Annotated in this window: 23 protein-coding genes and 1 pseudogene; 6 read left to right on the top strand and 18 right to left on the bottom strand. The window is 70.2% G+C overall.

The features are described 5' to 3' along the window. Nucleotides 1-9: 9 nt before the first annotated feature. From AB0367_RS09790 to AB0367_RS09770, 5 genes and pseudogenes are all read right to left on the bottom strand, one after another. Entirely contained in the window at nt 10-891 is an 882-nt protein-coding gene (locus tag AB0367_RS09790) for a sugar ABC transporter permease (RefSeq protein WP_366225820.1), read from the bottom strand. A 40-nt stretch (nt 892-931) separates the two neighbouring features. Further along, nucleotides 932-2353 carry an N-acetylglucosamine/diacetylchitobiose ABC transporter substrate-binding protein gene (gene ngcE, locus AB0367_RS09785; protein WP_366225819.1) on the bottom strand — a complete coding sequence of 474 codons (1422 nt, stop codon included), beginning with the start codon at nt 2351-2353 and terminating at the stop codon, nt 932-934. Between the two features lie 22 nt (nt 2354-2375). Further along, the gene (locus AB0367_RS09780; RefSeq protein ID WP_366226038.1) at nt 2376-3128 is read right to left on the bottom strand and encodes an SIS domain-containing protein; all 753 of its coding nucleotides are present in this window, start codon (nt 3126-3128) and stop codon (nt 2376-2378) included. 38 nt (nt 3129-3166) lie between these two features. Further along, the gene (locus AB0367_RS09775; RefSeq protein ID WP_366225818.1) at nt 3167-4192 is read right to left on the bottom strand and encodes a MurR/RpiR family transcriptional regulator; all 1026 of its coding nucleotides are present in this window, start codon (nt 4190-4192) and stop codon (nt 3167-3169) included. 519 nt (nt 4193-4711) lie between these two features. Further along, nucleotides 4712-5083: pseudogene (locus AB0367_RS09770) on the bottom strand (aminotransferase class III-fold pyridoxal phosphate-dependent enzyme); the annotation flags it as partial. Between the two features lie 53 nt (nt 5084-5136). On the opposite strand from AB0367_RS09770, the gene AB0367_RS09765 reads away from it, so the two are divergent. Beyond that, the gene (locus AB0367_RS09765) at nt 5137-6150 is read left to right on the top strand and encodes a hypothetical protein (RefSeq protein ID WP_366225817.1); all 1014 of its coding nucleotides are present in this window, start codon (nt 5137-5139) and stop codon (nt 6148-6150) included. A 9-nt stretch (nt 6151-6159) separates the two neighbouring features. Here AB0367_RS09765 and AB0367_RS09760 read toward each other — a convergent pair whose 3' ends face one another. The 3 genes from AB0367_RS09760 to AB0367_RS09750 all read right to left on the bottom strand — a co-directional run bounded on the left by AB0367_RS09760 (nt 6160) and on the right by AB0367_RS09750 (nt 9539). Then, a complete protein-coding gene (locus tag AB0367_RS09760) occupies nt 6160-7692 on the bottom strand; it encodes a PucR family transcriptional regulator (protein ID WP_366225816.1) in 1533 nt (510 codons plus the stop codon). Nucleotides 7693-7828: 136 nt separating this feature from the next. Next, on the bottom strand, nt 7829-8554 hold the full coding sequence (locus tag AB0367_RS09755) for a hypothetical protein (protein ID WP_366225815.1): 726 nt from the start codon (nt 8552-8554) through the stop codon (nt 7829-7831). Nucleotides 8555-8738: 184 nt separating this feature from the next. Next, nucleotides 8739-9539 (bottom strand): DUF4184 family protein, encoded by an 801-nt coding sequence (locus AB0367_RS09750; RefSeq protein ID WP_366225814.1) that lies wholly within the window; start codon nt 9537-9539, stop codon nt 8739-8741. A gap of 122 nt (nt 9540-9661) precedes the next feature. Here AB0367_RS09750 and AB0367_RS09745 point away from each other — a divergent pair, with 122 nt between their 5' ends. Then, nucleotides 9662-10486, top strand: a complete 825-nt coding sequence (locus AB0367_RS09745; protein WP_366225813.1) for an RNA methyltransferase — start codon at nt 9662-9664, stop codon at nt 10484-10486. 88 nt (nt 10487-10574) lie between these two features. Here AB0367_RS09745 and AB0367_RS09740 read toward each other — a convergent pair whose 3' ends face one another. From AB0367_RS09740 to AB0367_RS09730, 3 genes are all read right to left on the bottom strand, one after another. Next, nucleotides 10575-11696, bottom strand: a complete 1122-nt coding sequence (locus AB0367_RS09740; RefSeq protein ID WP_366225812.1) for an SPFH domain-containing protein — start codon at nt 11694-11696, stop codon at nt 10575-10577. A gap of 6 nt (nt 11697-11702) precedes the next feature. Further along, entirely contained in the window at nt 11703-12137 is a 435-nt protein-coding gene (locus AB0367_RS09735; RefSeq protein ID WP_366225811.1) for an NfeD family protein, read from the bottom strand. A gap of 258 nt (nt 12138-12395) precedes the next feature. Next, nucleotides 12396-13199, bottom strand: a complete 804-nt coding sequence (locus tag AB0367_RS09730; protein ID WP_366225810.1) for a DUF3097 domain-containing protein — start codon at nt 13197-13199, stop codon at nt 12396-12398. Between the two features lie 75 nt (nt 13200-13274). Here AB0367_RS09730 and AB0367_RS09725 point away from each other — a divergent pair, with 75 nt between their 5' ends. After that, nucleotides 13275-14057, top strand: coding sequence for a hypothetical protein (locus AB0367_RS09725; RefSeq protein ID WP_366225809.1), 783 nt, complete (start codon nt 13275-13277; stop codon nt 14055-14057). 244 nt (nt 14058-14301) lie between these two features. On the opposite strand, the gene AB0367_RS09720 is transcribed toward AB0367_RS09725, so the two are convergent. From AB0367_RS09720 to AB0367_RS09690, 7 genes are all read right to left on the bottom strand, one after another. Next, entirely contained in the window at nt 14302-15090 is a 789-nt protein-coding gene (locus AB0367_RS09720; RefSeq protein ID WP_366225808.1) for an HAD-IIA family hydrolase, read from the bottom strand. A gap of 23 nt (nt 15091-15113) precedes the next feature. Further along, a complete protein-coding gene (locus AB0367_RS09715) occupies nt 15114-16118 on the bottom strand; it encodes a ferrochelatase (RefSeq protein WP_366225807.1) in 1005 nt (334 codons plus the stop codon). 20 nt (nt 16119-16138) lie between these two features. Next, nucleotides 16139-16909, bottom strand: a complete 771-nt coding sequence (gene fabI, locus AB0367_RS09710; protein WP_366225806.1) for an enoyl-ACP reductase FabI — start codon at nt 16907-16909, stop codon at nt 16139-16141. A gap of 87 nt (nt 16910-16996) precedes the next feature. Beyond that, complete coding sequence (fabG, locus tag AB0367_RS09705) at nt 16997-17701, bottom strand: 3-oxoacyl-[acyl-carrier-protein] reductase (RefSeq protein WP_366225805.1); 705 nt, start codon at nt 17699-17701, stop codon at nt 16997-16999. 524 nt (nt 17702-18225) lie between these two features. Then, nucleotides 18226-19176 carry a VWA domain-containing protein gene (locus AB0367_RS09700; RefSeq protein WP_366225804.1) on the bottom strand — a complete coding sequence of 317 codons (951 nt, stop codon included), beginning with the start codon at nt 19174-19176 and terminating at the stop codon, nt 18226-18228. After that, nucleotides 19173-20036, bottom strand: coding sequence for a DUF58 domain-containing protein (locus AB0367_RS09695; RefSeq protein WP_366226037.1), 864 nt, complete (start codon nt 20034-20036; stop codon nt 19173-19175). The genes AB0367_RS09700 and AB0367_RS09695 overlap by 4 nt, the downstream gene beginning before the upstream one ends. Before the next feature lie 56 nt (nt 20037-20092). Then, a complete protein-coding gene (locus AB0367_RS09690) occupies nt 20093-21172 on the bottom strand; it encodes a MoxR family ATPase (RefSeq protein WP_366225803.1) in 1080 nt (359 codons plus the stop codon). A gap of 273 nt (nt 21173-21445) precedes the next feature. Here AB0367_RS09690 and AB0367_RS09685 point away from each other — a divergent pair, with 273 nt between their 5' ends. Genes AB0367_RS09685 through AB0367_RS09675 form a run of 3 tightly spaced genes read left to right on the top strand, consistent with a single transcriptional unit; the run spans nt 21446 to nt 23503 of the window. Then, nucleotides 21446-21655 (top strand): acetone carboxylase, encoded by a 210-nt coding sequence (locus tag AB0367_RS09685; protein WP_366225802.1) that lies wholly within the window; start codon nt 21446-21448, stop codon nt 21653-21655. Then, the gene (locus AB0367_RS09680; RefSeq protein WP_366225801.1) at nt 21652-22155 is read left to right on the top strand and encodes a PH domain-containing protein; all 504 of its coding nucleotides are present in this window, start codon (nt 21652-21654) and stop codon (nt 22153-22155) included. The genes AB0367_RS09685 and AB0367_RS09680 overlap by 4 nt, the downstream gene beginning before the upstream one ends. Before the next feature lie 19 nt (nt 22156-22174). Beyond that, nucleotides 22175-23503, top strand: a complete 1329-nt coding sequence (locus AB0367_RS09675) for a PH domain-containing protein (protein ID WP_366225800.1) — start codon at nt 22175-22177, stop codon at nt 23501-23503. The last annotated feature ends 73 nt before the right edge of the window (nt 23504-23576 follow it).

The raw sequence follows: 23576 nt of genomic DNA, 5'->3' as shown, positions 1-23576 counted from the left end.
CCCGGCCTCTCAGAACTCGTACGACTCGCGCCGGGTGACGCGCAGCGTCAGGGCGGCGAACGTGAGGGTCAGCAGGCACAGCGCGACGCCGTAGGTGGTCGCGTCGCCGAGGCGGCTCTGCTGCATGTTGTTGTAGATCTCCAGGCCGAGGACCGTGGTGGCGCCGTCCGGGCCGCCGTTGTCCTGGGCCAGCACCGACACGATGGCGAAGCCGTCGAAGGCCATGATCCCGAGGTACACCCAGGCCGTCTGCAGCGTGTCCCACAGCAGCGGCAGCGTGACCGAGAAGAACAGCCGGATCTTCGAGGCGCCGTCGAGCTCGGCGGCCTCATAGATTTCGCCCGGGATGTTCGCCATGCCGGCGGAGAACAGCACGACGTAGAAGCCGACCGCCTGCCACACGAGCACCGCGATGATCGACGGTAGCGCCAGGTTCTTGTCGATGAGGAAGCCGACCGGAGCGTCCAGGCCGGTCTTGAGCAGCACACCGTTGATCAGGCCGGACTCGTTGGGCCGGTAGACGGTCTGGAACAGCACCGCGATGACCGGGATCGCGAGGACCTGGGGGAGGAAGAACACCACGCGGTAGAACTTCGACCCCCAGACACCCGCGGTCTTGCCGCCCTGGCCCCTGCCACCCACGTTGAGCAGGAAGGCAAAGACCAGGGCAAACGCGATGGTGATCAGCGGCAGGAAGACCAGCATGATTGCGTGGTGCTCCAGCGCCTGCCAGAACCGGTGGTTGTGGAACATGCGCGAGTAGTTCTCCGTCCCGACCCACTTAGGCGGGACGAACCCACGCCACTGGGTGAACGACAGACGGATCGTCTGCACATACGGGGACAGGACGAAGATCGCGTACAGCGTCACCGGCGCAACCAGGAACCCCACAATGAAGGGGTATCTTCCGTGCCGCATGATCAGGCTCCGATCAGCGCTTGAACTTGGAGATGGACGAGTCCTTCTTGATCTCGTCGGCCTTCTTCTGGATCCGCTCGACGAACGCGTCGGCCTTGATCCGGCCGAACATCAGCTCGTTGGTGGCGGTACGGGCCTCCTTGTCGAGGTCCTTGTACCAGCCGTCGAAGAACAGGTTGAACACTTCCTGGCCGGCCGCCTTGAGGGCGTCCTGCGAGGACTGGATGCCGGGGGTGAAGGAGAGACCCTCGGTGCTGCCCTGCACCACGGTGGGCGCCTTCACCGTCTCGGTGAAGCCCTTGCCGCCCGCCTTCGACAGCATCTGGCGCATGTACTCCAGGCCGCCCTTGGGGTTCTTGCTCTTGGCCAGGACCACGTAGCCCTCACCGGCCGCCGCGCGCAGCGCCGTCGACTTGAGCTTGTCCGACGTGGTGACGCTCGGCGTGGTCAGCAGCTGGTACTTGAAGCCCTCCGGTGTGTCCTTCTTCTGCTCGTTCTCGAGCCAGTCGCCGGACGGGTAGAACGCCAGCTGGTACTGGTTCTGCTTGAGCTGGACGTCGGTGTGCTTGAGCCCCTCGGCGCCCTGCAGGTTGTACTTCGCACCGATCTCGGCCCACGCCTCCGCGGCCTGCTTCACCGCGTCGACCTTCCAGGCACCGTCCTCGAGGTTGTCGATGTTCTTGAGGACGTCCGCGCCACCGATCTTCGCGGCGCTGGTGAGGATGATGTTCCACTGGTAGTACGCGGCGTTGGCACCGGCGTACGCGTACGGCGCGATGCCGGCCTTCTTGATCTCCTCGCAGAGCGCGGTGAACTCGCTCCACGTGGAGGCGGGCTTCCAGCCCTTGTCGGCGAAGAGCTTGCCCGAGTACCAGATGCCGTAGACGGTCGAGACGTAGTACAGCACGTACGGCTTGCCGTTGAACGAGCCGGCATCGATCGTGCCGGGCACCAGGGTGTCCCGGACCTTCTTCGACGGGTCGTCGACCGACGGCGCGTCGAAGAGCGCGGTCAGGTCCTGCAGCTGGCCGTCGGCGACGAGCGCGCCGAAGTCCATCATCTTGTCGCCGGAGTTGTTGACGAACTCCGGAGCGTTGCCGCCGGAGATCAGCGGCTGAACCAGCGTGGCGATGGCCTGGCTGGACTGGTGCTTGACCTCGGACTTCGGGTGCGCCTTCTTGTACAGCGGCTCGTGCACGTCGGTCGCGTACTTCTCGCCGTAGCCGCCGTTGAAGATGACGACGTTGATCGGCTGGTCCTCGGGCGCACCGAGGGGGTTGGTCGCGCTGACCGCCCCCCCGGCGGTGTTGGTGTTGGTGGGCTCATCGCTGCCGCTGTCCGCGCAGGCGGACAGCAGGCCGGCGGCCGGCGTGGCGAGCAGGCCCGCAGCCGCAGCGCGCCGCAGGACGGTACGACGAGTCAGATCATTGGACATTTGGGGGTCTCCTCGGTTCGGGTCAGGCGGTTCGCCGGACGCGTCCGGCGTACCGCGACTCGAGGGTGTGGTTGTGCTCGTCCCCGCCGGGGACGTTTGCGGAGAGGTAGACGGGAGCCACCTCACCCGCGGCCTCGATGCGTCGCACGACCTCGGCGACCACCAGCTGCGCGATGAGCGCGTTGGTGACCGAAGAGACCGGGCAGACCGCGCCGCCGCTATCCAGCGACAGCAGTGCGTCGCCGTACGGCGCGCCGTTGTCCAGCACGACGTCGGCAATGTCGGCGAGCCGCTTGCCCGAGGGGTGCCTGGGGGACACCCGGAGGGTGTGCTCGACCGAGGTGATGGCGATCAACTTGTGCCCGCGCTGCTTGATCAGCAGCGCCATCTCGACGATCCCCCCGTTGATCCCCGACTGCGAGGCCATCACGAACACGTCCTCCGGACGCGGCGCGGCGATCTCGTAGAGCCGGGCGGCGATGCTCGGATCGCGTTCCAGCTTCTCGTCCTCGAGGATGCTGGGGTCCGCGCCGCCGTAGACGACGAGGTCCCGAAGGAGGATCTTGTTCGTCGGCACGAGGCCCCCGGCGCGGCCGGCGAAGTCCACCGCCACCGCCTCGGAGTGTCCCGTGCCGAACGCCTGGAGGAGGCCGCCGGCGCGCAGCGCGGCGGTGATGTGGTCGGCGGCCTGGCTGACGCCGTCGACCTGGGTCAGGGCGATCCGGTCGATGACCGACTGGATCGCGGAGACGTAACCGTGAGCGGTGATGGCCATCCCGTCGCCCTTTCGCGCGTGAGCGTCCTGGAAGGTGGTCACGACACTTCCTTTCCAGAGGCCGACCGGTGACCGGCGACCGCCTGGGCCGTGACGGAGAACGCTGCATGGGCGCGCTCGTGGGTGCGCTGCGCGATCGCGATGTACAGCAGATCGAGCACCACGAGCTGCGGGTGCCGGGCCGAGAGGGCATCCGGCCGGAAGGTGGTCGCCTGCGTCGCGGTGAGCAGGACGATGTCGGCGACCTCCGCCAGCGGCGAGCGCGGGAAGCTGGTCAGCGCGATCGTCGTCGCGCCCCGGCTGCTCGCCTCGGCGATCATTTCGACCGTCTCGCGCGCCTGGCCGCTGTGCGACACGCCGAGCGCCACGTCGCCGGCCTTGAGCAGCGCCGCGCTGGCCAGGCCGTTGTGCACGTCGGTCCAGGCCCATGCGGCGACGCCGATGCGGTGCAGGCAGAACTGCATCTCCCCGCCGACCAGCGCGCTGCCGCCCTGGCCGTAGATGTCGACCCGGGTAGAGCGGGCGATGGCCTCCGCGGCGCGTTCCACCTCGGTGAGGTCCAGCAGGGCGGCGGTGTCGTGCATCGCCTGCGTGTCGGCGGCCATGATCTGGCCGAGCACGCGCTCCAGCGGGTCGGTCGGCTGGATCTCGCGACCGATGTCCACCGTCCAGCCGCCGGTGCGGGCGGCCCGGCCGGTCTCGCCGGCGATGGCCAGCCGCAGCTCCGCGTAGCCGACGAAGCCCAGCGCCCGGCAGAAGCGGGTCACGGTGGCGGGCGAGGTGCCACTGCGCTCGGCGAGCTCGACGATCGTCGAGCGGGCCGCCGCCGCGGGGTCGGCCAGGATCAGCTCGGCCACGCGCTGCAGGGCGCCGGTGAACTCGGGCAGCCCGGCGCGGACCCGCACCAGGACGCTCTCGCCGGCGCCGGGCGCGGCGATCACGAAGCCGTCGACGGGACCGGCGATCGGGGGCGGCGGGACCTGAGCAGCCGCGGGAACGGACGACACGGGCGAGGCACCGACCGCGGTCTGCACCGCCGTCGTGAGCTCCTCGCGTGACGTCATGGCGTCCCCTTCGAAAAAGTTCCTTAACGGTTAGTGGTAAAAGTTCTTACTGAGGGGCCCTTCTTGTCAAGGAGTTGGGCGAAGTTTTCAAACCGTTACCAAAGAAGTGGATCTTAAAGTTAGCTAAAAGCCCAGCTCAGAGTAGATCTCGATCTTGAGGTGACGCCGCCCGCCGGGCGCCCAAGGGGACCGCCCGGGACGGGGCGACGGCAGGGGTGGACCGAGATTTAGCCCGTTTTGTTACAAGCGGAGGGTGGGCCGGAATCCATCGATTTTCATGGAAAAGGCCGAACCAACCCGTCTGAGATGGTTCGGCCTGCCGACGATCGTCGGGTTGAACTGGGCGTTATCGGCCCAAAACGCCCCAGCGCTCGTGCAATGCGCTGGGCAGAATTTCCAGGCCCTCGCGCACCTCGCCCTCGGTGAGGTTCAGCGGCGGACCCATGCGCAGAGTCGTGCCATGGCGGCCGCGCTGGTCAGCTCGACGCCGATCATGAGGCCCCGGCCGTTGTTGCCGCCGCGCTTGCTGGTGACGGCCCGCAGGGCGGCCTCGCCGGCCCCGGTGCCGGAGTGGGTGCGGAAGACCCGGGCGGCGGGGATGCCGGACGGCCGCGCGATCTTCTCGGCGAGCTCCACCTGCTGGCGGACGAGGTAGAGCGTGGAGGTGTGCACGATGCCGGTGCGCGACTGACGCTCGGCCACCTCGCGGACCTCCGGCAGATCGTCACCGAGCGAGTTGATCAGCGCGCCGACGAAGAAATCCAGGTAGATTTTTCCATTACTGTCCGTGACGCTTGGACCCTTGTCGGTGACCAGTTCGATCGGTTCGTCGTAGTACACGGGCATCCAGGCGGGCATGACCCGCCGATGACGGATGAGTAGGTCGTCCATACCGTGAGTTCTCTCGCTGGTGTTTTCAGGACGCTTCGGTATGCTGACCGGCGATGTTGACGGCACCCAGACGTCTCCTCACGCTGGCGGTCACCGCGTTGCTGTTGGTGGCCACGTTCGGCAACTCCGCGACCGCGGAGCCGACACCCGGCGAGGATGGCGGGCAGAATCTTACCGTGCGTCAGGCCCTGGACAAGGCGAACGCGGAGTACAACGACGCGAAGGGCCGGCTCGACAAGTCCGTCGCCGACCAGGCCTCGATCGGCGAGCAGATGACCAAGACGCAGACCCGGCTCACCGAGCTGCAGGCCGCGGCCGGAGCGCTCGCCTCGGCCGCATACCGGGGCCGCCGGGTCAGCCTGCTCACCGTGATGGTCGGCGCGGACAACCCCGACGACCTGCTGCACAACATGGTCACCGTCGAGTACATGCTGCAGCAGGAGGACAGGCAGCTGCATGCGGTGGTCGAAACGCAGAAGCAGCTCGAACAGCAGCGCAAGGACATCGACGCGTCGATCGCCAACCAGCAGGCGCAGCTGAAGATCATGGAAGCCAACAAGAAGGCCGCCGAAACCGCGCTGCGCAAGGCCGGCGGCGGTGCGGACGTGAGCGGCGGCACGCCGACGGGCGGCAAGGTGACCACGAACTCGGGCACGCGCAACTCCGACGGCTCGTTCCCGTCCGAGGGCTGCTCACTCAAGGACCCGACGACGAGCGGGTGCATCTCGCCGCGCATGCTCAACTTCTACAACGAGGCGCGCAGGGCCGGCTTCACGCGCTACACGTCGTGCTACCGCGGCGGCGGTGGCGGCGACCACCCGCGGGGCAAGGCGTGCGACTTCTCGTCGAATGCATCGACCTTCGTCAATGCGCGAGCAACCGGCGGCGACAAGACCTACGGCGACAACCTGTCCGCCTGGGCGATCGCGAACGCCAAGAACCTCGGCGTGAAATACGTGATCTGGTACAAGCAGATCTGGCAGCCGAGCAGCGGCTGGAAGTCCTACGGCGGCGACGGCACCCCGGCCGGCGACCATTACAACCACGTGCACATCTCGATGCAATAGCCGGCGGGATCAGCTGCGCAGGGCGTCCAGTGCCAGCAGGGCCACATGCAGCGACAGGCACACCGGGACCGCGTCGAGGTCGGCGCCCAGGATCTTGCGGATCTTCGCCAGTCGCTCGTAGAACGCCGGGCGCGACAGGTGGCTGTGCTCGGCCGCGGCGGACTTGTTGCGGCCGCACTCGAGGTAAACCCGAAGCACGCCCAGCAGCTGCTCGCGCGGGTGCTGGGCGTCGTAGGCCAGCAGCGGGCCCAGCTCCCGCTCCACGAACGTCTGCAACCGCGGCTCATCGCGCAGCATGTGCAGCAGGCCCGGCAACCTGACGCCGGTGAGGCGGACGACGCCGGCGACCGGGTGGCGTACCACCGCGGCGACCTGGGCCGCCTCGACCAGTGACCGGCGCGCCTCGCGCGGCGACCACACCCCCTCGCCGGCCGCGACGACGATCGACCGGTCACCCTTCTGCAGACGCTCCGCGAACTGTCGCAGTACTTCCGACTCATCCGATTTGTCGCGCAGGGCCAGCAGCACGCCCGCACTCATCGCGTCCAAGGTCCCGACAAGGCCCTTGATCGACATTTCCGACAACGCGCGTTCGGCTTCGGCGGCCAGCGCCGGGCGGATCACCAGTCCGACGAGGTGACGGCGCTCCAGCGGTACCCCCAGCGCGCGGGAGCGCAGCGCCACGTCCTCGACCGGCATGGTGTGGTTGAGCAGCGCGGTGAGCAGGGTCCGCTGCGGGCCCTCCGGGTCGGGGTCGATCAGCCGGCCAAGGGCGAGCGTCGAGGCGGCCCGCTCGATCAGGATGACGTACCGCGCCTCCACCGACGGCACCCGCATGAGCAGCCGCCCCCAATCCTGGCCACGCGCGCCCACGGCGGTCACGAGCCAGCCGGACTGCGCGTCGTGGCCGGTGCGCCCGGCCGGCCGGATCGCCCGCGAGTGCGCCTCCCAGCTGGCCAGCAGCAATGCCGCCGAGCCGCCCGCGGCGTCGTACGCCAGGACCTGCCGCGACAGGTTCTCCAGCACCACCGGCGCGCCGGCCAGGGCCGCGGCCTGAGCGACCACCTCGGCCGGGCCCGCGCCCTCGACGGACAGTTCGGTGAAGCGCTGGTGGATCTCCTCCGTCGCGCGCAGCTCGGCCAGCTGCGCGTCGATGATCATCGAGTGCACCGCCTCGGTGATGGCCACGAACGGCGTGCCGCGGTGCAGCTCGACCAGCGGCAAGCCGAGCTCGTCCGCCGTACGCGTCAGGACGGCCGGCAGTCGCTGTGCGTAACGGCGCCCCATCTCCACGGCCAGGCCGCAGGCGCCGATCTCGGCCAGGTCGGTGATGTAGCGGCGCAGCCCGGCGTCGTCCGGCGGCAGCCCGATGCCGGTGGTCAGCACCAGCTCCCCGCCGCGCAGCAGGGTGGCGATGTCGGGCACCTCGGAGCTGTGGACCCAGCGCACGGCCTGATCGAGACCGCACTCGCCCGCCACGATCCGCGGAGCGCCGTTGCGCACCGGCTCCAGGGCGAGCACCTCGCGAACGGTCGGGAACATCAGCGCGGATCGTACAAGCAGAACGGGCCTCATGGACGTACCCGAGCGCCGACGATTTCGCGGCTCGCGCGCGCAACGGGCAGCGGCGCATCAGCCGTCGAGCGTGGACCGGGCCACGGCGGCCCGGTCCACGCCGTCATGCCTTCGGGACCTTCGTCAACATGCCCTTCACGAGGGCGACCATGTTCGTCTTCATGGCGTCCGAGTCCCAGGGCTCGTTACCACCGGCGGTGAAGCGGACCTCGACGTACAGGTTCTGGTCGGTGCAGACGAGGGTCGCCTCGATGCGCTTGTCGCCGGCGCTGAGCCGTCGGATGTAGAAACCCTGCGAGCCGCAGCCGGTGACCTTCTCGTCGTCGAAGCCGGCGATCTTCGGGTACACCTCGGCGGACTCCTTGTAGCGGGCCGCGGTGTCGCCGTCGACGTTGGCGAACGTCTTGAGCCCCTGAGCGCCGTCTGCGGCGGAGAGGAAGTACTCGCAGCCGTTGAGGGTGTACCTGGTCTTCTCCTCGACGGGCTCTGCCGTGCCGGTGCCGACGCGCGGGCCGAGCAGGCTCGGGTCGGCGAGCGCGCACAGATCGGTGGGCTGCTTGTAGCCGCCGGCCGGGTTCCCGGCCCGGGTGGCCGCCGGAGTGGCCGCCTGGGTGGCCGAGTTGGTGGCGACCGGCTGGTCGCCGTTGCCGTCGGCGAGGACGAGGACGAGGACGGTCCCGAGAACGAGGCAGACCGCGAATATCCCGCCGACGATGCCGAGGACGAGGCCGAGGACCTTCTTGCGGTTGGGTGCGGGGCTCGGCGGCCCCGGGAACGGCGGTGCCGCATATGGAGCGCCCTGGTAGGGCGGTTGGTGTGGCGCACTCATGGTCGCCAAGTCTGGCGGCGTGCGGGCGGCCATACCGTCGGGCGGCGGATGCCGGGCAGGTCGGCTTTCCGACCGCTGTCGGCTATGCGCCGTCCACGCGGAGGCTGAAGACGCATTTCGGGCACGTGATGGGCGCTGGTGGTGAAGACACGGGAACGCGGCCGGAGCGCCCACGCCCACACAGCTAAGGTCCTGCGGGTTCTCGTTTGCTGCGCCGGCCCACCGACAGTTGCCAAAGCACGGCGTAGACCAGCACTCCCACACCGACGCCGGACATCGCGCTGGTCACAACCAGACGCAGCACAGCCATCGAGTGAACAGCGTCGAGCACGCCGTAGCCGTGCCACGCCAGCTGCAGGACGGCTGCGATGACGCCGGCCGCCGCCATCGCCGCGAGGGTCCACCAGCGCGCGGCCGGGCTGAGCGTCACCCGCGGTCCGGCCGGGACGCCGGGCTGACGGCGCCACCAGCGGTAGATCCAGCTGACCATGGCCAGCGCCCCGACAAGGGTGCTCGCCCACCACAGGCCCTCGGTCACCTTCTGTGTGTCCGGCAGCGGCGACCACGAAGCGGAGCCGTTCTCGTGGACCAGCGCGTCCCAGACCAGGTGACTGAGCACTCCGATCGCCGTGGACAGGATGATCCAGGCGACCTGCCGCACCCCCGACCAGCGGAACTGTGCTGCGGGCCCGGTCAGGCGCCCCGCCGCAGCGGCCGGGAGCAGGGCGATCAGCGGGCGCTTGAGCACCTGGTGGAACAGCGCGACCAGGATCAGCGCTCCGATCGTCCCGGCGATCATCCCGGTGCCGAACTCGTGCGTGTAGGTGAGGTTGTAGTCGCTGTACGGCCCCCACGCTGCCGAGGTGGCTTGCGGGAGGACGTAAGGCAGATCCGGGGCGACCGCGCCGGCGACCAGGGCCGAGGCAACGAACGGACGGCGGCTCAGCGGCAGGATCAAAGCCGGGTGGCTCAGCGTGAAGGGCATCAGCCTCCTCCTCAGGAGCTCATCGCCCCGGCTCTTTGTCGATCAAGACTTCAGGATACTTGCGTCACCCCAGGCGACGACCTGAGTCGGTTCGCCCCGCCACACAAGGCAGAATCCAGTGAGTGCGGGCAGCAGAGACGATCACCGACCACAATGATGAACGAATCGCCGACTACCGGGCGCTCACCGACGTGGAACTGCGGACCCGGTGGGAGCCACCGAACGGACTGTTCATCGCCGAGGGCGAGCTCGTGCTCCGCCGGGCCCTGCGGGCCGGCTATCGGATGCGCTCGGTGCTGATCGACGCCAAACGCGTCAGCCAGCTCGATGACCTGCCCCTCGGCGACGTGCCTGTCTACGCCGGCGACCAGGCGACGCTCGAGGCCATCACCGGGTTCCACGTCCACCGCGGCGTGCTCGCCTCATTCCATCGCAACCCGGAACGGGCTGCCGGCGACGTGCTCGCGTCAGCCCGGCGGATCGCGGTCCTGGAAGACATCAACAACCATACGAATCTCGGCGCTCTGTTCAGGAGCGCGGCGGCGCTCGGCATGGACGCTGTCCTGCTGTCACCGTCGTGCGCCGATCCGCTCTACCGCCGCAGCGTCCGAGTCAGCATGGGCGAGGTGTTCGCCGTACCGTACGCCAGGCTGGAGCCATGGCCGGACGCGCTCACCCACGTGCGGCAGGCCGGTTTCACGGTGCTCGCGCTCACCCCGGCCGCCGACGCGGTGCCGATCCAGCGGCTCACCGCGGCACAACGCGCCCGGCCGGCGCTCCTGCTGGGCGCGGAGGGCCCCGGCCTGACCGCCAAGGCACTCCACGCGAGCGACGCCCGCATTGTCATCCCGATGCGCCGGGGCGTCGACTCGCTCAACGTGGCCAACGCGGCGGCGGTCGCGTTCTGGGAGCTCACCCGAGGTGACGATCAACAAGCCCCGGCCTGAACCACGCAGGCAGCCTGAACGACGCAGGCGGCTCGCCTGACGTCCCGCGGTCGCTCGTCCGGCGGGACGAGCGACCGCGAGCGGTTCGTCAGGTGTTGTCGCGGTTCTGCTCGGGCGCGGGGTCGAACGCCGAGGGCGCGATGCCCGCCGAGCCGGTCAGCTCGCGGGGCGGCTGATCGCCGGAGACCTGGGCCGCGGCCGCGGCCGCCTCCGCGTTGGCCGCGGCCGCCGCCTCCTCGGCCGCCCGGCGGGCCTCCAGGACCTCCGCCGACTCGGCCTCCTCCACGGCGCTCTGGTCGATGTGCCGGCTGCGCTCGTCGTTGGACATCTGAGCGATGCCACCCAGGGCACCGCCGATGCCCTCCAGGGCCTTGGTCAGCTCGACCGGCAGGATCCACAGCTTGTTGGACTGGCCGGCGGCGATCTGCGGCAGCGACTGCAGGTACTGGTACGCCATGACCTTGGAGTCCGGGTTGGCCAGGTGGATCGAGTCGACAACGGTCCGGATGGCCTTCGCCTGGCCCTCCGCCGTCAGGATGCGGGACTGCCGCTCGCCCTCGGCCCGCAGCACCGCCGCCTGCTTCTCACCCTCGGCGGTGAGGATCTGGGACTGCTTGAGGCCCTCGGCGTGCAGGATGGCGGCGCGCCGGTCACGCTCCGCACGCATCTGCTTCTCCATCGAGTCGCGGATGCTCGGGGGCGGCTCGATCGCCTTGATCTCCACGCGGGTCACCTTGATGCCCCAGCGGCCGGTGGTCTCGTCGAGCACGCCGGACAGGTGGCGGTTGATCTCGTCGCGGCTGGTGAGCGCCTTCTCCAGGTCGAGCGAGCCGATCACGTTACGCAGCGTGGTGACGGTCAGCTGCTCGATCGCCTGCAGATAGGAGTAGATCTCGTACGTCGCGCGCACCGAGTCGACGACCTTGAAGTACAGCACCGTGTCGATCGACACGACCAGGTTGTCGGAGGTGATCACGGGCTGCGGCGGGAAGTTGACCACCGCCTCGCGCTTGTCCACCTTGTTGCGCACGGCGTCGATGAACGGCACCAGGATGTTGAGGCCGGGGGTGAGTGTCCGGCTGTACTTCCCGAGCCGCTCCACCACATACTCGACCTGCTGCGGTACCACCTTCACCGACTTGGACACCGTGATGATGCCGATCAGGGCGACGGCGATCACCAAAATGGCCAGGAGCACGGTTGCATCCACTGGGCCTCAGTCCTTCCAAACCATTGCGGTAGCACCCTTGATCTCGATCACCCGGACCCGCTCACCCTTGGCGAAGCTCTGGGTCACGTCATACGGGCGGGCCCGCCACAGCTCCCCGTCGATCTTGATCATGCCGCTGTCATTGTCGACATCTTCCAGCACAAGCGCCATCGAGCCTTCGATGGCCTCGACACCCATCTGCGTGTCGCGTTCGTCGCGGTGCATGTAGCGGCGCAGCGTGGGCCGCACCGCCACGAAGGACAGCGCACTCACCGCGGCGAAGACGGCGGCCTGGATCGGCTCGTTGGCGCCGAGGGCGGCGGCACCCGCGGCGGCGAAGGCCCCGATCGCGAACATCAACAGCACGAAGGTGGTCGTGAAGACCTCCGCCGCGACGAGGGCGACGCCGACGATCAGCCAGACGATCAGCCAGACATCCACGCTTCGATCGTGTCACGCCGATGCACGTCACGCCCGCCCGCACAGCCCTTCCCGCAAGATCGTCGCAAGATCGTCGCAGGATCCGGTCGGCTCCCCGCCACCTTCCCCCCTGCGGTGCACAGTTGGGGCAGGTCAGATTGCCGTGACGAAGGAAGGCGAATCCCGTGTGCCTCCTGCCCGAAACCGTCTCCCGCATCGACGAGCTGGTCGCCCGCGCCCATGCCGGCGCGCGAGCCGTGGCCGACGCCCTGAGCCCGCTCAGCCGGCCTCGTCCGGCTCCGTCACGAAGTCGATCAGGCGCTCCATCGAGTTGATCAACGGCGTCTCCACGTCCCGGAAGCTCGACACCGACGCCAGGATCCGCCGCCACATGTCGGATGGGTCCGCGACGCCCAGTGCCACGCACACGCCCTCCTTCCACGGGCGCCCCGGCGGCACCACCGGCCACGCCCGGATGCCGACGGCCGAGGGCTTCACCGCCTGCCAGACGTCGACATACGGGTGGCCGGTCACCAGGACGTACGGCGACTGGACCGACGCCACGATCCGGCTCTCCTTCGAGCCGGGCACGAGGTGGTCGACGAGCACGCCGAGGCGCGCCACCGGGCCCGGGTCGAACCGATCGACCTCGGCCGCCAGCTCGTCGATGCCGTCCAGCGGCTCCACCACCACGCCCTCGACGCGCAGGTCGTCGCCCCAGATGCGCTCGACCAGCGCGGCGTCGTGGACGCCCTCGACCCAGATCCGGCTGCGGCGGGCGACCCGGGCGGTGTGCCCGGCCACCGCGATGGACCCCGATGCGGTCATTCTGCGCTGGTGTACCCGCTGAGGCGCCGGCCGCACGAGCGTCACCGGCTGCCCGTCGAGCAGGAACGCGGCCGGGTCGAGCGGAAAGTTGCGCCGCATGCCGTGCCGGTCCTCCAGCACCACGGCGCCGAGCTCGAATCCGACCACGGCCCCGCAGAATCCCGAGTCGGCATCCTCCACGACCAGGTCGACCTCGGCCTCGACCACGGGTACGGTGCGCCGGCGCCGCCAGTCGTTGTTCGCCAGGACGTCCATGGCCGGGAAGCGTATCCGCTGACGGCCCCTTCGCCCGCGAGACATACCGGCACGCCAGCACGTACCCTTGCTCCCATGTCCCCCGCAGCACGCGCGGCGACCCTGCAGGCGCGCCGCTCGGCGCGTTTCGTGGCATGGGTCCGGGCGTGGCGCGCCGGCCTGGTGCCGTGCGACGACGCCGCCGCCGAGATCTCCGGCGACGAGGAGCACATGGTCTCCGACGTCCCCGGCACGTGGACCGACGTGTCGCTCGCCCACGCCCTGCCGTCGCTGTCGAAGCTGCACCCGGATGAGGTACGCCTCGTGCTGCCCGCACCGGGCGACCCGCGCGGCCTGCCCGGCCCCGGCCCGTTCACCGGCGCCGCCCTGCTCGCCGGCGAGGGCGTGATCGCGGGCGGCCTGGGCTTCGTGCCAGAGCTGCGCCTGCACACGTCCGGCTCGGGCGACGAGTTCGAGACGGTGCGCTGGCAGGTGTTCGCCCTGCCGGAGGAGCGCCCCCCGACCCACGAGCCGAGCGCCGCCGAGGCCGAGGCGGAGCTGTCCGCCGAGCTGGCCACCGCGACGCGCACGCTGGCCAAGCTGGACATCGCCCAGTGGCGCCCCGAGCTCGCCGGCGCGATCGAGGCCATCCGCAAGCCCGACGGCGCGACCGACCTGCCGCCCGGCTACGACCCGAGGGCCCGTCGCCTGTATGCCCGGGCGAGCATACTCGACCGTGTCCTGGCCCTCGCCGAGCACGCCGCCCCGGGCGGTGCGATCAACGGCTACGAGGTCCAGCAGCGCGACGCAGCCCTGCGCCCGCTGACGACCGCCTGCCGCCGGGCCCTGGTTGCCGCCTGCAACGCGCCCCTGCTGTAGCCACCGCTCCAGCCAGCATGTTCGCCGTGATCACGGAGTGAACATGCACAAGAAGCAGCACGTTCACTCCGTGATCACGGCGAACCCCGCGCATCGTGGACGCCAGCGCATGATCACGGAAACATCGCTCGCGGGCTGCCGCTACCAGCCCAATTGACGGCCCCTCTGATCGGCTATTCAGCCGGCTTGTCACAGCGGGGAGAGCGGATTGCCGAGCACTCGGCCCGGCAATCCGAGGCGACGATCAGACCTCGTCGATCAGTTGGGCGACCGACGGGATGATCCGGGACGGGCGGTAGGGGTAGCGCTCCACGTCCGCCGCCGTGCTGATGCCGCTGAGCACCAGGATCGTCTCCAGGCCGGCCTCCAGGCCGCACAGGACGTCGGTGTCCATGCGGTCGCCGATCATGGCGGTGGTCTCCGAGTGCGCGTCGATGCTGTTCAGCGCCGAGCGCATCATCATCGGGTTGGGCTTGCCGATGAAGTACGGCTCGATGCCCGTCGCCTTGGAGATGAGGGCCGCCACGGCGCCGCAGGCGGGCAGGGCGCCCTCGTTTGACGGGCCGGTCGCGTCCGGGTTGGTGCAGATGAACCGGGCGCCGTCGTTGATGAGGCGGATGGCCGTGGTGATGGCCTCGAAGCTGTACGTGCGGGTCTCCCCCAGCACCACGTAGTCGGGCTCGGTGTCGGTGAGGATGTACCCGACCTCGTGCAACGCGGTGGTGAGGCCCGCCTCTCCGATGACGTAGGCGGTGCCGCCGGGGCGCTGCCTGTCGAGGAACTGCGCGGTCGCCAGGGCCGAGGTCCAGATCGCGGACTCGGGCACGTCGAAGCCTATGCGCCGCAGCCTCGCCTGCAGGTCGCGCGCGGTGTAGATGGAGTTGTTGGTCAGGATCAGGAACGGCTTGCCCGACGAGCGCAGCCGGTTGACGAACTCCGGTGCGCCCGGCACGGGCTCGCCCTCGTGGACGAGGACCCCGTCCATGTCGGTGAGCCAGGACTCGATGGGCTTGCGTTCTCTCACGCTCGACATACTCCCTCAGAAACGTTTCGAGCCTATGCGCGTTTCGGTGACGCGCAGCAGTCGGCCGGACAGTAGTCCCAGGTAGGGACGGTGCCGAGCGCGTGACGCACATTACTGTGAGCAAGGACGCGCTCATCGACCAGCGCTCGGATCATGTCCGCGAAGCGCGGGTCGACGCCCGGGGTGGCGGCCCGGGCAAAGGCCAGTCCGAGGCGCGCGGCGGTCGCGCGGGCCTCCTCGTCGAGGTCCCAGATCACCTCGAGATGGTCGGAGATGAAGCCGATGGGGCTCACCACGACCTCGGTCACGCCCTCCTTCGCGAGGGCCTCCAGGTGGTCGTTGACGTCGGGCTCCAGCCACGGCACCTGCGGCGGGCCGGAGCGGCTCTGCCAGACCAGGTCCCACTCGAGCTCCGGCGCGGCCTCGGCGGCGACGAGGGCCGCGGTCTCGCGCAGCTGGGCCTCGTATCGCCCGACGCCCCTGGGGCCGCTGGCCGCGTTCATCGACGTGGGGATCGAGTGGGCGGTGAACACCAGCCGGGCCTTCATCCGCGACGGCAGGCTGTCCAGCGCCTCGCGCACGGCGTCGGCGTGCGGTGCGATGTACCCGGGGTGGTCGTGGTAGTGCCGGATCTTGTCGATGACCGGCGCGTCCGGCACCTCGGCCCGCGCGCGGTCGATGTCGTCGAGGTACTGCCGGCACGAGGACTGCGACCCGAACGGGCTGGTCACGAACGCGATCGCCCGGTGGATCCCGTCGTCGCGCATCTGCCGCACGGTGTCGGCCAGCATCGGGTGCCAGTTGCGGTTGCCCCAGTAGATCGGCAGGTCGAGGCGGGGGCGCAGGGCCTCGATGAGCGCGCGGCACTGGGCGTTGATCGGGGAGACGCCGCCGAAGTGGCGGTAGTGCCCGGCGACGGCCTCCAGGCGCTCGCGCGGGATGCCCCGGCCGCGGGTGACGTTCTCCAGGAAGGGCAGGACGTCGTCCTGCCCTTCCGGGCCGCCGAAGGAGAGCAGGAGGAACGCGTCGTAAGCCACGCCCTCATTCTGCTCCTTGATCAGGACGAGCCGATTGCGTGGTACCCGCCGTCGACGTGGACGATCTCACCGGTCGTGGCCGGGAACCAGTCGGACATCAGGGCGCAGCAGGCCTTGGCCGCGGCGACCTGGTCGTAGAGGTCCCAGCCCAGCGGCGCGACCTTGGCCCAGGAGTCCTCGAAGACGGCGAAGCCGGGGATCGACTTGGCCGCCATGGTGCGCAGCGGGCCGGCCGCGACGAGGTTCACCCGGATGCCGCGCGGACCGAGTTCGCGCGCCAGATAGCGCGACGTGGACTCGAGGCCCGCCTTCGCCACGCCCATCCAGTCGTACACCGGGTAGGCCTTCGACGCGTCGAAGTCCATGCCCACGATCGAGCTGCCCGGCCCGAGCAGCGGCAGGCACGCCACGGCGAGGGCCTTGAACGAGAACGTCGAGACGTGGATCGCGGTGGCCACGTCCTGCCAGGGCGCGGCGAGGAAGTCGCCGCCGAGGCAGCTGGCCGGGGCGAACCCGATCGAGTGCAGCACCCCGTCGAGCCCGTCGACGTGCTCACGCACCTTGTCCGCGAGGCCGTCGAGGTGCTCCTGGTTGGTCACGTCGAGCTCGATCACCGGGGCCTCCTGCGGCAGCCGCTTGGCGATGCGCTCGACCAGCGACAGCCGGCCGAAGCCGGTGAGCACGACCTGGGCGCCCTGCTCCTGGGCGACCTTCGCGGTGGAGAAGGCGATCGACTGTTCGGTGATGATCCCGGTGATCAGCAGCCGCTTGCCCTCGAGAAGTCCAGCCATGGTTTGCGGAGTCTCCCTTGATGATGATGTGTCCGAAGAATCTGGCGCCCGCGCCCGATTCTTCGCGACGCCAACGACCGACCGACGTCAGTGACCCATACCGAGGCCGCCGTCGACGGGAATGACGGCACCGGTGATGTACCCCGCGGCGTCGCTGGCGAGGAAGGTGACGACGTCGGCGACCTCCTCGGGCTTGGCCATCCGGCCGGCCGGGATGCTCTTCTTGTACTCCGCCTGGGTGGCCTCCGGAAGCACCGCCGTCATGTCGGTCTCGATGAAGCCGGGCGCGACGACGTTGGCGGTGATGTTGCGGCTGCCGAGCTCGCGGGTGATCGAGCGGGCCATGCCGACCAGGCCGGCCTTGCTCGCCGCGTAGTTGACCTGGCCCGGGCCGCCGTAGAGGCCGACGACCGAGGAGATGAAGATGATCCGCCCCCAGCGCGCCCGCAGCATCTTGCTCGCGGCGCGCTTGGCGCAGCGGAACGAGCCGGTGAGGTTGGTGTCCAGCACCCCCGTGAACTGCTCCTCGCTCATGCGCAGCAGCAGGGTGTCCTGGGTGATGCCGGCATTGGCGACGAGCACCTCGACCGGACCGAGCGCCTTTTCCACCTCCGTGAACGCGGCGTCGACGGCGGCGCTGTCGGTGATGTCACACTGCACGCCGAACAGCCCGTCGGGCGCGCCCGAACCACGGTGCGTCACCGCCACGCGGTCGCCCTGCTTGGCGAACGCCTGCGCGATCGCCAGTCCGATGCCCCGGTTGCCGCCGGTGACCAGCACGGTCCTCGCCACGGTGCCGCCTTTCGTGCTCAAAGATCTTGCTTGTGGGATCCACTACGGAGACTAGGCGCTACCGAATGGTAGGACCCAATGCGCCGGGCGGCTGATGCTGGGCATGGCGGTTCGCAGTACGATGTGGAGGTTTGGATGTCCGGCCGCCAGGCGGCTGGACCCGTTCGCTGCCCGTCCGGCACGGCAGCCGCTCCCCAGGAGGTGATCGCTGTGCGAAGTAGCGATCCCTCCAGTCGTGGCCGGTAACAGCAGATCACCCGCCACGGCTTCCGTGTGTCTGTTCTCGCTTTCCCATTTGAGACAACACCCGTTGGGAGCACGTCGTGAGCCGTTTTGTCGCGCCCGTTGGCTTCTTCTTGGCCGCGATCTGGGTCGCCGCCCTGTTCTTCCTCGTCGGCGCCCACTGACCCGCCGGCCGCCGCGCCACACCGGCTCGACTGTGACTCGACTACGGCTCGGCTCTGGCGAGGCATTGGCACGGGCGAGGCCGCGGCGATCACCACGGCCCGCGACACCGTTCTGTTCTACGGAAGCCGGGACCCCCACAGCAGGCTGAGCCCGCCCGCACACAGCGCCATGAGGAAGCCGAAGCCCAGATACCACTGCGTGATCTCGCGCGGCTTCGTGCGGTAGCCGATCGAGCTGCCCATGTCCGAGTAGACCCGCTTGAGCTCTTCCTTGCTCGCGGCCTCGTAGAAGTACCCCTTGGTGACCTCCGCCACCTTCTGCAGCGACGGGCGGTCCACCGGCACCCGCTGCGGCGTGTTGCCGATGCGGACCACGCCTTCGTCGGTGCCGAACGCGATCGTGGAGACCGGCACGTTCGCCGCCGAGGCAGCCGCCGACGCGTCCTCCAGCGAGCGGCCCGCGGTGCGGAACCCGTCGGACAGCAGCACGATACGGGCCGGCGGCGGGCCGTCCGCGCCGTCGGCGGGCACGGTGCGGATCGCGTCGAGGCTGGTGAACACGGCCTCGCCGGTGGCCGTCGACTCCTGCAACGTCAGGCCGTTGATCGCCTGCAGGATCGAGCTGCGCTCCTTGGTCGGCGACACCAGCACGCTGGCCGTCTTGGCGAACGAGACGAGCCCGACGTTGAAGTTCGCCGGGAGCTGTTTGACGAAGTCGATCGCGGCGGACTTCGCGGCTTCGATCCTCGTCGGCTGCACGTCGGTGGCCTGCATCGACAGCGACACGTCGATGGCCAGCATGATCGTGGCCCGCTCCAGCGGCTCCTTGGTGTCCACCGACGGCCGGGTCATGCCGAAAGCCAGGATGACCAGGCTGAGCAGGAAGGCGGCTGCGCTGACGTGCCGGCGCGCGCCGATGCCCTTGGGCACCAGGCTGCTGAGGAGGTCGACGTTGGTGAAACGCACGGCGAAGGCGCGCCGGTGCAGCTGGCGCCACACGTACACGCCGATGACCGCGGCGACGGGCACCAGGGCCAGCAGCCACCACGGTGAGAGCAGACGGATCATCGGGTCGTACCTCGAGTTCGGGCGTGTCGCTGGGCCGCGACGAACCGGACGATGTCCAGGAGCCAGTCGGAGTCGGTGCGCAGCCGCAGGTGTGCCGCGTTGGCGCCACGCAGTGCCGAGGCTATCTCGGCGCGCTGGGCGGCCGCGGCGTGGGCGTAGCGATGGCGCAGCTTCGGGTCGGCGGTCTGCACCTCGTGCGTCCGGCCGGTCTCCGGGTCGACGAGGGCGATCACCCCGACGTTGGGCAGCTCCAGCTCGCGCGGGTCGACGACTTCGACGGCGAGCAGGTCGTGGCGCACGCCGAGCTTGCGCAGCGGCCGCGCCCACTGCTGCGGCGGCGTCATGAAGTCGGAGATGACCACGGCGACGCCGCGCCGGCGCGGGGGCCGGTTGAGCATGTCGATGAGCGCGCCGAGGTCGGCGCGGCCGGGCCGGCCCTGGGTCAGCGCGATCGTGCGGAGCAGGCCCTGGGCGTCCTTGCGGCCGGGGCGCGCCGGGAGGCGGGTGAGCGCCTCCGCCGTACCGACGACGGCTCCGATGCGGTTGCCACCGCGGACGGTGAGGTGCGCCACGGCGGCCGAGGCGGCCACCGCCAGGTCGCGCTTGAGGTATCGGGCCGTGCCGAAGTCCAGGCTGGCGCTGAGGTCGACGGCGAGCCACGTCTCCAGCTCGCGGTCGGCGACCGTCTGGCGCACGTGCGGCAGCGTGGTGCGGGCCGTCACCGGCCAGTCCATGCGTCGCACGTCGTCGCCCGGCCGATACTCCCGCGACTCCCCCGCCTCGGTGCCCGGCCCCGGCAGCAGGCCCAGGTAGTCGCCCTGCAGCAGGCCGTCGAGCTTGCGCGTGACGAGCAGCTGCATGCGGTTGAGGACGACCTCCGCACGGCCGTCGTCCAGCCCGGTGCCGCTCTGGATCTTCACCGCCCCGGCCACGTGGTGATCGTGGTGGTCGCCTGCGCCTGTGGCTGTGGCTGGCCCGCCGGCGCGGTGGTGGCCTGCTGGCGCGGCGCGACCGTGGGCGGCGGCACCGCGGCGAGGACCCGGCGCACCACGTCGTCGGCCGGGATGTCGTCGGCGAGGGCGTCGTAGGACAGCACCAGGCGGTGGCGCAGGATGTCGGGGGCGATGTCCTGCACGTCCTGCGGCAGCGCGTAGTCCCGGCCGCGCAGCAGGGCGAGCGCCCGGCTGGCCCGCACGATGCCCAGCGAGGCGCGGGGGCTGGCACCGTACTGGATGAGGTGCGCGATGTCGGCCAGGCCGTGCTCGGCGGGGGCGCGGGTGGCGACCACCAGCCGCACCGCGTAGTCGACGAGCGCGTTGTGCACGAACACGTCGTCGGCCTTGTCCTGCAGCGCCATGAGTTCCTGGGTGGTGAGCACCGCTACCGGCTCCGGGGTCTTCACGCTGACCCGGTAGACGATCTCGCGCTCCTCGGCGTCGGTGGGATACCCCACCTGGATCTTCATCAGGAAGCGGTCGCGCTGGGCCTCGGGCAGCGGGTAGACACCCTCCTGCTCGATCGGGTTCTGGGTGGCCATGACCAGGAACGGGCGGGGCACGTCATACGTCTCGCCACCGATGGAGACCTGCTGCTCGGCCATGACCTCCAGCAGGGCCGACTGCACCTTGGCCGGCGCGCGGTTGATCTCGTCGGCGAGCAGGAAGTTGACGAACACCGGCCCGAGCTCGACGTCGAACTTCTCGCTGGACTGCCGGTAGATCCGGGTGCCGACGATGTCGGCGGGCACGAGGTCGGGCGTGAACTGGATGCGGGAGAACGTGCCGCCGACGACCCGGGCGAGCGTCTCCACGGCGAGCGTCTTGGCGACGCCGGGCACGCCCTCGAGCAGCACATGGCCGCGGCAGAGCAACGACACGAACATCCGCTCGATCATCCGGTCCTGGCCGACGATCACCCGCTTGACCTCGAAGAGAGCCCGTTCGAGCACGGTCGCGTCCTGAGCAGGGGTCGAGACAGGGTTGCTCGGCTGGGTCACCGGTCCTCCACGCGTGTTTTCGTCTGCTGCCAATCATCGGCAGACCTAGCGTCGCACGACGCGGCGACCGCCCGCGATCCGACGCTGCTGAGAGCCTACTGGGAGTTCACGTCCGGGCGACTTCAACCGATATATCGGATATGTGGCTATCGATTCGGGGGATTTTCTCTCACCCTGGCCTCATGGACTGGACATCACCCGTACCGGAGTGGGTACGATTCACCCGTCGCCGGGCGGCTTCCCCCGTGGCCGCCCGGCGCTCACACTCATGGCGTGGAAGAGCTCATCTGCTCCGCCAAGGGCTGCCGTAACCGAGCCTTGTGGCAGCTGCTGTGGAACAATCCGAAGCTACACACTCCCGACCGGCGCAAGGCCTGGCTGGCCTGCGACGAGCACCGGGAGTCGCTGTCGTCGTTTCTGAACGCGCGCGGATTCCTGCGGGAGACCGTGCCGATCAGCGATCCGGATAGGCTCGGGGAGTGAATGCTCCGGTAGCACCAGACCCACTGTGCCCGTGGCCGGATACCGTCGTGTGGCGGCCGATCTCCGCGCGGTACTTCGTGGTCAGGCTGGTGACGCTGGCCGCATGGGTGGTCGTGCTGGCGCTCGCCTGCGTGGTCGCCGGCGTGCTGTGGTCGGGGTGGTTCCTCCTCGCCGCCGTGGCGGTGCCGGTCGCCGGCGCGGTGCGGGCGGTGTTCATGCGCCGGTCCATCCGGTCCTGGGGCTACGCGGAGCGGGCCGAGGACCTGCTGGTCCGCCACGGGCTGCTGATCCGGCGACTGTCCATCGTGCCGTACGCCAGGATGCAGTTCGTCGACGTGACCGCCGGCCCGATCGAGCGCGCCGCCGGCCTCGCCACCGTCACCCTGCACACCGCCGCCGCGGCCAGCGACGCCACCGTGCCCGGCCTGGAGGCCGCCGAGGCCACCCGCCTGCGCGACCGCCTGGCGACGCTCGGCGAGATCCGCGAAGAGGGCTTATGAGCAGCGATGCGGAGGCGGTGTGAGCGGACCGCTGACCCTGCCCCGGCGGCGGCTGCATCCGTTGACGCCGCTGGTGCGCGGGGCGAAGTTCGTCGCCCTCGCCGCGGTCGCGGTCTCCTGGCGCGGGCTGGGCGACCTCGGCCTGGAACACTGGCTGCTGGCCATGACCGCGATCCTGGTGCTGGCGGTCCTCATGTCCGCGGCGCTCTGGGCCGTGACCGGCTACGAGGTGATCGGCCGCGAGCTGCGCGTCCACGAGGGGCTGCTGTCGCGCCGGGTGCGCACCATCCCGCTCGATCGGGTGCAGGCGATCGACGTCGTGCGCCCCGCCCTCGCGCGCGTGTTCGGCCTCGCGGAGCTGCGTCTGGAGGTCATCGGCGGCGGCAAGACCGAGGCACCGCTGGCGTATCTGACCGTGGCCGACGCGACCGAGCTGCGCACCTCCCTGCTCGGCATGGCCACCGGCGCCTCGCCCGCCGAGCCCGCGGCCGAGCGAGCGCTGTTCGCCGTGGACAACGGCCGGCTGCTGCTCGCCCAGTTGCTCACCCCGCCGATGCTCTCGGTGCCTGTCGGCGCCGCGTTCGTGGTCTGGCCGGCGCTCGCCCACCCCGACTGGACGCTCATCGGCGCGGCCAGCACGATCACGGCGTTCCTGGGCGTGTTCCAGGTGCCGGTCCGCCGGGTGCTGGACGAGTGGGACTTCCGCATCGCCGACGACACCGCGGCGCTGCGGCTGCATCAGGGCCTGCTCAACAAGCGCAGCCAGTCCGTGCCGCCGCGCCGCGTGCAGGGCATCAAGATCACCTGGCCGCTGCTGTGGCGCGGCGCCGGCTGGGCGCGGGCCCGCATGGACGTGGCCGGCTATGGCGGCGGCGACGGCGAGCAGCTGCGGGCCGGCACCCTCGTGCCCGTAGCCCGGTCCGCGCACACGGTGGCGGTGGCCGCGACGGTGCTCGGATCGGCCGTCGACCCGCGCCCCGGCCCGGCGCCGATCGACGCGGCGGCCCTGCCCGTCAGCCGCCCGCCCGCGCGCGCCCGCTGGCTGGCCCCGCTGGCGTGGTCCCGCATCGGGGTGGCCGTCACCGACGACGTGGTGGCCGTCCGCGAGGGCGTGCTGACCCGCGAGCTGACCGCGGTGCCGTTGGCCCGGGTGCAGAGCGTCCGGGTGACCCAGGGCCCGCTGCAGCGGCTGCTGTCGCTCGCCACGGTCACCGTCGACACCGCGGGCGGCCTGCACGCCACGGCCCGTCTGCGCGACGCCGCGGACGCCTACCGCCTCGCCGGCGAGCTGGCCGTCCTCTCCCGCACCGCCCGCCACACCTTCTCCGCGCGCCGAGCCGTGCTGTAGGGCTGGGCCGGGCGGTGCTTCAGGGGTGGGCCGCGGCCACCAGCGACGGCAGGCCCGCAGGGTATGGCCCGCC

It is taken from the genome of Dactylosporangium sp. NPDC051484 (genome assembly GCF_040689395.1).
Lineage (GTDB): Bacteria > Actinomycetota > Actinomycetes > Mycobacteriales > Micromonosporaceae > Dactylosporangium.
This window is presented reverse-complemented; position numbering and strand designations above follow the sequence as displayed.

Bases quoted from the DNA above. Each gene is read 5' to 3' on its own strand.
- ngcE (WP_366225819.1), bottom strand. From the start codon at position 2,353: ATGTCCAATGATCTGACTCGTCGTACCGTCCTGCGGCGCGCTGCGGCT.
- AB0367_RS09780 (WP_366226038.1), bottom strand. From the start codon at position 3,128: ATGGCCATCACCGCTCACGGTTACGTCTCCGCGATCCAGTCGGTCATC.
- AB0367_RS09775 (WP_366225818.1), bottom strand. From the start codon at position 4,192: ATGACGTCACGCGAGGAGCTCACGACGGCGGTGCAGACCGCGGTCGGT.
- AB0367_RS09765 (WP_366225817.1), top strand. From the start codon at position 5,137: ATGTTGACGGCACCCAGACGTCTCCTCACGCTGGCGGTCACCGCGTTG.
- AB0367_RS09760 (WP_366225816.1), bottom strand. From the start codon at position 7,692: ATGTTCCCGACCGTTCGCGAGGTGCTCGCCCTGGAGCCGGTGCGCAAC.
- AB0367_RS09755 (WP_366225815.1), bottom strand. From the start codon at position 8,554: ATGAGTGCGCCACACCAACCGCCCTACCAGGGCGCTCCATATGCGGCA.
- AB0367_RS09750 (WP_366225814.1), bottom strand. From the start codon at position 9,539: ATGCCCTTCACGCTGAGCCACCCGGCTTTGATCCTGCCGCTGAGCCGC.
- AB0367_RS09730 (WP_366225810.1), bottom strand. From the start codon at position 13,199: ATGGACGTCCTGGCGAACAACGACTGGCGGCGCCGGCGCACCGTACCC.
- AB0367_RS09725 (WP_366225809.1), top strand. From the start codon at position 13,275: ATGTCCCCCGCAGCACGCGCGGCGACCCTGCAGGCGCGCCGCTCGGCG.
- AB0367_RS09720 (WP_366225808.1), bottom strand. From the start codon at position 15,090: ATGTCGAGCGTGAGAGAACGCAAGCCCATCGAGTCCTGGCTCACCGAC.
- fabI (WP_366225806.1), bottom strand. From the start codon at position 16,909: ATGGCTGGACTTCTCGAGGGCAAGCGGCTGCTGATCACCGGGATCATC.
- AB0367_RS09700 (WP_366225804.1), bottom strand. From the start codon at position 19,176: ATGATCCGTCTGCTCTCACCGTGGTGGCTGCTGGCCCTGGTGCCCGTC.
- AB0367_RS09695 (WP_366226037.1), bottom strand. From the start codon at position 20,036: ATGCAGCTGCTCGTCACGCGCAAGCTCGACGGCCTGCTGCAGGGCGAC.